6 protein-coding genes are annotated in these 8,644 nt (G+C 58.9%); 4 read left to right on the top strand and 2 right to left on the bottom strand.

Annotated elements, in window-relative coordinates; all coding sequences use genetic code 11:
• Both C1722_RS17035 and C1722_RS14715 read right to left on the bottom strand, forming a co-directional pair.
• On the bottom strand, positions 1 to 1,267 hold a 1,267-nt coding region (locus C1722_RS17035), incomplete at its 3' end, for a hypothetical protein (protein ID WP_180995286.1).
• The gene (locus C1722_RS14715) at positions 1,264 to 2,811 is read right to left on the bottom strand and encodes a helix-turn-helix transcriptional regulator (protein WP_102380101.1); all 1,548 of its coding nucleotides are present in this window, start codon (positions 2,809 to 2,811) and stop codon (positions 1,264 to 1,266) included. The genes C1722_RS17035 and C1722_RS14715, both read right to left, overlap by 4 nt.
• A 233-nt stretch (positions 2,812 to 3,044) precedes the next feature.
• Here C1722_RS14715 and C1722_RS14710 point away from each other — a divergent pair, with 233 nt between their 5' ends.
• The 4 genes from C1722_RS14710 to C1722_RS14695 all read left to right on the top strand — a co-directional run bounded on the left by C1722_RS14710 (position 3,045) and on the right by C1722_RS14695 (position 8,601).
• Positions 3,045 to 4,514: an FAD-dependent oxidoreductase gene (locus tag C1722_RS14710; RefSeq protein WP_102380100.1), complete on the top strand. Its 1,470-nt coding sequence runs from the start codon at positions 3,045 to 3,047 to the stop codon at positions 4,512 to 4,514.
• Between the two features lie 205 nt (positions 4,515 to 4,719).
• Positions 4,720 to 5,622: an acetamidase/formamidase family protein gene (locus tag C1722_RS14705; RefSeq protein WP_102380099.1), complete on the top strand. Its 903-nt coding sequence runs from the start codon at positions 4,720 to 4,722 to the stop codon at positions 5,620 to 5,622.
• Positions 5,623 to 5,655: 33 nt separating this feature from the next.
• Positions 5,656 to 7,059: an APC family permease gene (locus C1722_RS14700; protein ID WP_102380098.1), complete on the top strand. Its 1,404-nt coding sequence runs from the start codon at positions 5,656 to 5,658 to the stop codon at positions 7,057 to 7,059.
• A gap of 522 nt (positions 7,060 to 7,581) precedes the next feature.
• Entirely contained in the window at positions 7,582 to 8,601 is a 1,020-nt protein-coding gene (locus C1722_RS14695; protein WP_102380097.1) for a PDDEXK family nuclease, read from the top strand.
• The last annotated feature ends 43 nt before the right edge of the window (positions 8,602 to 8,644 follow it).

Below are 8,644 nucleotides of genomic sequence, written 5' to 3'. Positions count from 1 at the left end.
CATTGTCGCTGCGCGCTGCGGGGGCGATGTCGGCGGTCGTGCGCGAGGCGGTTGGTTCGTCGTTTTGCCGGAAGCCGGCAGCGGCATCGTTTTCCGGTTTCGGGTACTCGGCTTGGGCATGCGTGGCTTTCGGCGCGGGTTCGGCTTTCTTTCTGAACAGGAATAGGGCGAGCATCGAAAGCAGATAGAGCGATACGAGCGAGATCGCCGTGATGGAAAGATCGCCTTCGGTGAGCGTTCTGCCCCCGAAATATCCGAACGCCTTGCCGAGTGCTCCGGCAAGCGAGGTCGTGCCGAGCGCAAGCCCGAAGCTTGTGGTCGCGCTGAGATCGTGGCGGCGCGAGCTATCGGCGGCAAGGCACCACAGCACGATTCCCGCAGCGTAGGAACCTGCCCCAACGAACGCGTTCACTACGCCGCCGAAGCCGTTCCATATGATGGGCAATAGCAAAAACCCTGTTGCCACGATGGGCAGAATCAGCTTGTAGATATTCTCGATCCGCATGTTCTGTTTGAGCATCGCGACGGGCGCGGCGAGCAGTAGGAGTACGGCGGCGCTGCTTGCAAGCGAGAGCAGTCGCATGGTTTCGACCGATCCGTCGTATTGCCCCGAAATCCACGGCATGAGACCGGTGAGAAACGCGAACACCGACGTACCGAAGATCGGACGCCACAGCTCGCCGAAAACGGCGCGCAGCCGCGGGCTGTCGAACGCAACCGACGATTGGTCGGGCAGTTTGATGAGGATTGCGGCAACGATGAGGATCGCGACGATGGCCGAGGCGACGATCGCTACATCGGGCACGAAAAACGTTGCAGCATATACGACGAGCGCGGCGGTTTGGCTGCCGAGTACGAACAGGTACGCCTTGCGCAGCGGGAGCGCGGCGCAGAGCCTTCCCCATGAAACGCTGATGAGCGCGTCACCGACGCCGAGCATGGTTCCCGCGAAAACGAGCTCTATCAAGGAGGCGAACGACAGCTCGGAGAACGTTGTGGCGGTGCCGAGACCGGGCATGGCAAGGATGCCCGCTATGAACAAAACGGCGCCGACTCGGCCGAATTGCCGCTGCTTCGAGGCGCTCACCAACGAGAAGAAGAAGCAGCCGAAGTACCCGAAACCTTTGCTGAGCAGGCTTGTCGTCATGACGGCAACGGCGATTTCCTGCGACGCGCCAAGCAGTCCGGGGAACAGGATGGTGCCATGGAAGCAGATGAGCTCCGCGAACAGGAAAAGCGAGAAACCGATCAACCTCAATCCCGTCATGCGTTCTCGGCACCTCTCTTATTCTCTACGGCAGCCACGAGCTCTGATCGTGAATGGACATCGAATCGACGGTAGATTTTCTGGGTATGGTACTTCACCGTGCTTGCCGACAGGTACAGATCTTGGGCAATGCGCGGAATCGTGCGGCCTTCGATAAGCTGTAGAAAGATTTGGCGCTCCTGATCGGTAAAGCCGAGCTCGCCGGCAATGTCGTCGAGTGTGAGCGGTTCTCTTTCGGCAGCGTTCCCATCAAGCGGATTTGTCTTCGGATCGAACGGGCCGAAATCCACCTGGTCGAGCGATTCGGCGTCGCGGTTCGCCCGCTGCCGCCCGAGAATCGATGAAGCGGCGATGGCGATAAGGTACAGGCTTCCAAGCCCGATGAGAGCGACGCCCGCGCCTGCTTCGGAAAGACGGGTGGCAAACGCCGAGCCGATGCCCATACCCGCGAACAGGCAGGTGAGCGTGATGGTGTCGCTTCCTGCGAACAGGGATGCCGAAGGCACGTCGGCCGCGCGAGCGATTTCGGCTATCGTGCACGAAAGGATGATGCCGGTGAGCATGTAGCCGGTCGTTGCGAGCACTCCGGCGACGGGGGTCGGGATGGCGGTAACGAGACCAGGCAGAATAAGAAAGCCGAGAGCCGACAGCGGGAGCGCCACCTTGTAGCCGTTCTCAAGCTTTAAGGGCTGATGGAAGGCGAGCGCGGGAATGAGCATGATGACGATGACTGCGGCGGATATGCCGAGCACGAAAAACTGCATGCCCACCGGGTCGAGCGGATCGGATGCGTGGTTGGCTGCTGCGGTGACGAAGCCGCTCAAGAACGCGAACACGCCCACGGCAAGCACGCCCTTCCAGAGAAACGGCGTGATGCTCCTGATCTGCGAACGTGCCGTATGCGTGTGCTCTCGAACCGGCGGCAGGAAGGCGGCGCAAACGTTGCCGGCGATCATGCAGATGACGAGTGCGGGCATGAGCAGCCAAGGGGGAAGCAGCAGTACGACGGCGCACAGGACGGTAGCCGTAGCATGGCTTGCGAGCAGATACAGATAACTCACCCTGTACGAGAGCGAAGGTAGCATGGTAAGCCAGATCAGCCCCATGACGCCCTGCGCTCCACCGAACAGGACGCCGCCGAAAGCGGTTGCAGCCGAGAATCCCGCGCTTCCCGTGCCAACTACAAGTGCCAGCCCTGCGCAGGCGACCGCCGTTGCGACGGCGGGCACAAGTCGTCGGGGCAGGGGTTCGCGCAGCTTGCCCGACGCGACGAGGGAGATGGCGAGAAACACCGCAACGCGCGCAGCGATCGAAGCGTAAGCGAACAGTTCCGCGGAGGATTCGCTCAGCGCGCCGCTTCCGATCAAGGCCGTGCTCGAGTGGAACGCCAGAATATCGGCGAACAGGTAAAGCGAAAAGCCCGCGTATGGAACCGTGATGGTTTGCTTCATGATGCTGTTCGATGGCTGCGTTTCCTCGCGCAGCGCGCTCTTCCTCCCGTGGATGATCTTCCCATAATACAGGGAAGCCGTTTTTTTCGCCATAAACCGCTTTTCACCAGAGCAGAGAAGATGAAATTTAGCCGTTTCGGGTGAGGTGCGCGACAACGATTATAGGCTTTGGACTCTTCGGGTGATGACGGGAGTCGGCGTCGGCCCATAAGCTTTGGTCGTCGTCGGACAGGCAGACGGAAGGGCTGCGGATTGCAGGCAAGCTACTCGGCAGGCGATCGAGGCGTCCGGCAAAGTAAACCGATCATCGAAAGGGGATCGTTAGTATGGAAGAAAAGAATCTATCACGTCGAGCGTTTCTTGGCCTTGGAGCCACGGCGGCCGTTGTGGCCGGCGCGGGGATCGCGGGCTGCTCGCCGGCTCCGAAAGCCGATTCNCTCGGCATCGAGCAGCCTGAGACGCAGGAGGTCGTCAACGAGCTCATGAAGGTTATGGGCAACCGTCCGAACGCTCAGCTTTTGAACTACTGGATCGGCAACTCGGGCGCCGACCTCGATTGGTACATCGGTACCGCCGAGCATGAGCTTCTGACGAGCGATTCGGACACGCCGACCGATCCCGAGAAGCCCTACGTGTTCCCCGAGCGCTGCCCGGTGAACGAGAACTACAACTGGCGCGAAGAGAACTACCCGTGCTTCCCCGGCATGGTGCATCTGCTCCCCGACCATGGCTGGGCCATGCACGGAACGCTCGAGGCGGCTAAAGGCGCTGGCGCCGAAGCTCGCTTCAACACGAAAGCCGAGCAGCTCATCAAAGAGGGCGACAAGGTTGTGGGCGTGTACGTATCCGATGAGGATGGCAACATCATCCGCGTCAACGCAGCCAAAGGCGTTGTGCTCTCCACGGGCGACATCTCGAGCGATACCGAAATGCTCACCTACTATGCGCCGCAGGCTACCAAGTACGCTGTGTTCTTCAGCTCGATGGATAAGAACGGCAAGCCCGTCAATACCGGCGACGGCCACAAGATGGCCATGTGGGCTGGTGCCGTCATGGAAGACGGCCCGTATGCACCGATGACTCACAGCCTCGGCACCAACTCCATCGGCATCAATCCGTATCTTATGGTGAACAAGCTCGGTCAGCGCTTCGCGAACGAAGATGTGGGAGCTCAGGAGCTTCAGAATCAGATCAAGCGCCAGAAGGATGGCACGACCTACCAGATCTTCGACAGCAAGTGGCCTGAGCAGCTGCAGTACATGCCCCAGTGCTTCGGCGGCGTGACGCACTACGTTCCGCCGGAGGAAGAGGAGCAGTACGCGCACGCCATCAACCACTTCGCGGCGGGCTATGCGTCCGACAGCTACTTCCAGGGCGAAATCGAAGCTGGCTCGATCATTCCGGCTGATTCGATCGAAGAGCTCGCAGGCAAGATCGAGGTTCCTGCCGATGCGCTCAAAGCGACGGTCGATCGTTACAACGAGCTTGCCCATAAGGGCGACGACGAGGACTTCTCGAAGGTTTCAAGCCGCCTGTTCCCCATCGAGGAAGGCCCGTTCTACGCGGTTCCCTTCGGGGATTCGGGTATGCTCGTGCTCATCGGCGGCATCGATTGCGATCCCGATCTGCATGCGCTCGATGCCGAGAAGAACCCGGTCCCCGGTCTCTACGTTGCCGGCAACACCATGGGCGGCCGCTTCCTCGTGGACTACCCCGTTACGGTGGCCGGCGCCAGCCACTCGATGGCCATGTCGTTCGGCCGTCTTGCCGGTCGCAATGCGGCTGCGGGCAAGTAAGCGGTACGTACCCGAACGTCCCGCCTGCTTCCCCCGGTAAGCGGGATGCCGATATCCCTCCTGACGAATGCCGTCTGCCTTTGTGGCAGGCGGCATTTCCTTATGGGGCATTTTCCGTCGTGGTCGGGCAATATGGGAGTAGAATAGACGCCGTATGGTCACATTACCGTTCCGATCATATATAAAGACAAGGAGGTGAGGTGTGATGAAGACGATCGTAAGCCAGGTGTACACGTTCTCGAAGGACAACGAACCATGCGAGACGATACAGCCGGGCGAGGTGCTGAAGTTCATGACGATGGATTGCTTCTCCAACAAGATAACCGGGGAAGACGTAACCATGAACGATTTGGACTACGGCTACGATGTTGCAAACCCAGCCGCCGGCCCCGTGTTCGTCGAGGGTGCCGAGGCGGGTGACGTGCTCGTCGTGGACATCTACGACATCCAGGTGGCCGACGAGGGTACGATTGCAACTGACGATCACTGCGGCCCGTTGTTCGAAACGACGGACTACCGTACCAAGAAGATCAGGATCTCGGATGGTATGGCGGATTTCAACGGAGTGAAATTCCCCATAGATCCGATGATCGGGGTTATCGGTACGGCACCCGACGGCGAGGATATCATCGACGGGTACGTGGGCAGTCATGGCGGCAACATGGACAACAAGCGTATCACGAAGGGCGCGCGCCTGTATTTTCCCGTACGGGTTCCCGGCGCGCTTTTGCAGATGGGCGACGTGCATGCTGCGATGGGCGATGCAGAGCTGTGCGGTACGGGCATCGAGATTCCGGCGGAGATCACCGTCAAGGTGTCGCTCGTCAAGGGCTTCGAGCTCAATTGGCCCGTGCTCGAAACGCACGAGAAGTGGTATGTGAACGCTTGTGCCCAGGAGTACAACGAAGCGCTCGTCAATGCGAGCAAGGAACTGCAGCGGCTTTTGATGGGCGTCACGGGTTGGGATGCCGTCGAGGCGTACATGTACATGTCGGTGCAGAGCGATGTGGAGATCAACCAGGGGTGCAAACCGTGCGAAGTGCAGCTGAGTCTGCGCATCGGCACGCCGAAGCTGCCCCAGTTCCCACCGCTGATCCCGCAGCCGTAAAGACCGCCCCGATCAACGAAAGAAGAATCAATTATGGAAGAAAAACAATCGCCGGCAAAAGAGGCCTCGCCATCTCGCGGTGAGAACATCGAGCAGTTTGGCTACAAACAGGAACTTCGCCGCGGCATGGGGCTGAAGGACGTCGTCTTGTACGGTGTGCTGTTCATGGTCATCATCGCGCCGCAATCGATCTACGGCGAGATCCAGATCGCTTCGGGCGGTATGACGCCGCTCGTTTACATCGTGGGCTTCGTGGCCATCAGCTTCACGGCCATGAGCTACATGCGCATGAGCAAGCGGTTCCCGATCGCCGGTTCGGTGTACTCGTACGTGCAGCGCGGCATCAACCCGCATGTGGGCTTTATGGCGGGATGGCTCATCCTGCTCGACTACGTGTTCGTGCCATCGCTTTTGCTGGTCATGGTGGCCAACTGGGGCGTTGCGCTCGTGCCGGGCAGCCCGTGGTATCTGTGGGTTGTCGTGTTCGTAGTGTTCAACACGTTTGTGAACATCCGCGGCATTTCGATGACCAAGGGCGTCGACTGGGTGATCTTCGTCGTCGAGATCCTTGCGGTCATCGCGTTCATCGCTATCGGCACGACGTTCGTGCTTGGTGGTGGCGGCGCTGGCGAGCTTACGCTCGATCCGATATATCAGCCTGGTAAAGTCGACCTGCACTTCATTGCAACGGCGGTGTCCATCGCTTGTTTGTCGTTCCTCGGCTTCGACGGCATGAGCACCCTCGCCGAGGAAACGGTGAAGCCCGAGAAGACCATCGGCAAGGGTATCATCATTGCGCTTTGCATCATGGTGGTCGTGTTCGTTGCCCAGACCTATGTGGCTGCGCTCATTCAGCCTGACGTATCGCAGGTCGATGCCGAGATGGGCTTCTTCGATGCCGCTCTGCTCGCCGGCGGACCGGTGCTCCAAAAAGTGCTCTTGGTGGTCAACATCGTTGCAGTGGGTATAGCGAACATCATGAACGCGCAGCTCGCATCGTCCCGCCTTCTGTACTCCATGGGCCGCGACGGCGTGATTCCGCGCATCTTCGGTAAGGTGCATCCGAAGTTCCGCACGCCGTGGATCGCGTCCATCGCACTCGGCTGCGTATCGCTCATCCTCCCGATCTTCCTCGACATGACAACGCTCGTGGCGTTCGTGAACTTCGGAGCGCTGTCGTCGTTCATCTTGCTGAACTTCGCGGTGTTCCTGTTCTTCTTCGTACGGGAGAAGAAGCGGGGATCGTTCGGCGATGTCGTCAAATACTTGATTTGCCCCTGGCTCGGCATAGGCATCCTCCTCTACGTATTTACCGGGTTCGATCTGCAGACCTACGCCGTCGGCATCAGCTGGTTGGTGATAGGCCTCATTATCGGCGCGGTGAAGTCGAAGGGGTACAAGGAAGTCCCCGAAGCTTTCAAGAACCTCGAAGTGTAGGGGATTGGAAGCGAAGAAGAGCAAATCGTGTGAAAACGTGTGAAAACGCGTGCGGTTGCTCTGCTTGGGCGCGCATGCGTATCCGTGCAAAAGGCTTCTAAACGCGAGAGCTCGCCGACGTGACATTGAGGCATTCTCTAAACGGGCCGTCCGCTTTTGCGGGCGGCCCGTTGTATGCAATTCGCCTTGATGATCCGTTTCGGTGTTGAGCAGGTGGGATGGTTTTGCCCATTGCCCACGGTTTTGCCGAGTCGGGTTTTTGTCGCCTGCCGGATCGGGGCGACGCGCTTTCCGCGCTACTCCCGACGGTAGTCTGGCATTTTGGTGCCGCGAACGGATTTGCCGAACCCGGACTGGCTTCAGGGGCTCACGTCAAACGACGGGTGGACCGTATTTTGCATGAGATTTACGATTGTGAACCCGAAAGAGCCCGCTTTCCCATCGACGTCGCGCATACGAGCCGCATATTCCCAGGTCATATATGTTATATCTTATCTGTAGCGTGTCACAATCGTAAATCTCATGCAACGGGAGGGCTTTTCCGACGAAAAGGTGTACCATGCGATTACGATGATGGTGCTCAGTCACATATCCGCACTCGAGTACTGGCTCTCGGTTCGCATCGGGTCGCGAAGCTTCGTCAAAGTGCCGCAAGCGCCAGCGCTTATCTCCAAGCCGCCAAGTGCCGAGCCGACAGAGGGGCTTGGCCCTTGGCGGCTTGCTCGTCCGCTCCACGTGCTCGTGGCCCGCGACTCGCTGCGTCGACGTGGCGCGCTCGTCTGCCATGTTTGGAAGGGGGCTTTGCCAAAGGGCTCTGTACTCGATACGCAAAACGGATTCTGCGTGTGCTCGCCAGAGGTATGCTTTTTGCAGATGGCCTCCATCTTGTCGCTGGTCGAGCTCATCCAGCTCGGCTTTGAGCTCTGCGGAACCTACGATCTTTCCTCCGATGATGTTCGCGAATGCCCTTCCCTGACGAGCGTTTCGAAACTGACCGCCTGCATAGAAAAAATCCCTAATGTCAACGGCAGGAAAAAAGCGCTCAGGGCTTTGCGCTACATTGCGGAAAACTCCGCTTCACCGATGGAGACTTCTCTGGTTATGCTCCAATGCTTGCCCTATAGATTCGGAGGCTATGGGATGGAGATGCCGTTGCTCAACTTCAGAATCGATGTGACCGGCCAAGCGAGAAGATTTACATCGCGCAGCTACTTCAAGGCGGATCTGTACTGGCCGGCCTTCAAGCTGATTGCCGAGTACGATAGCGATAAATACCACAAAGAGGCTCGTAGGAAAGCGAGCGATTCGGAGCGGCGCAATGCGCTCGAAGCTATGGGATACACCGTAGTGAGCATAACGCTCGATCTCGTCGACAACAGGGCTTCGATGGCTCGGGTTGCGAACGTGCTCGCAAAGCACACCGGACGGCGTCTCACCTACGTTGAGCCCGAATTTACCGTTGCCTGCATCAAACTCAGAAGCGTTTTATTCAGCGGCGAACGGTATGGCCTGAACGCCGAGCGCGCTCACCAGCGGCAATAACGACGACTTGATGTATCCTGTTCGATGGACGAAATAGCGGAGG

Origin of the sequence: Raoultibacter timonensis (assembly GCF_900240215.1) — a bacterium.
Taxonomy (GTDB): domain Bacteria; phylum Actinomycetota; class Coriobacteriia; order Coriobacteriales; family Eggerthellaceae; genus Raoultibacter; species Raoultibacter timonensis.
The sequence above is the reverse complement of the archived record's forward strand: the minus strand, read 5'-3'. Positions and strand labels throughout refer to the sequence as shown.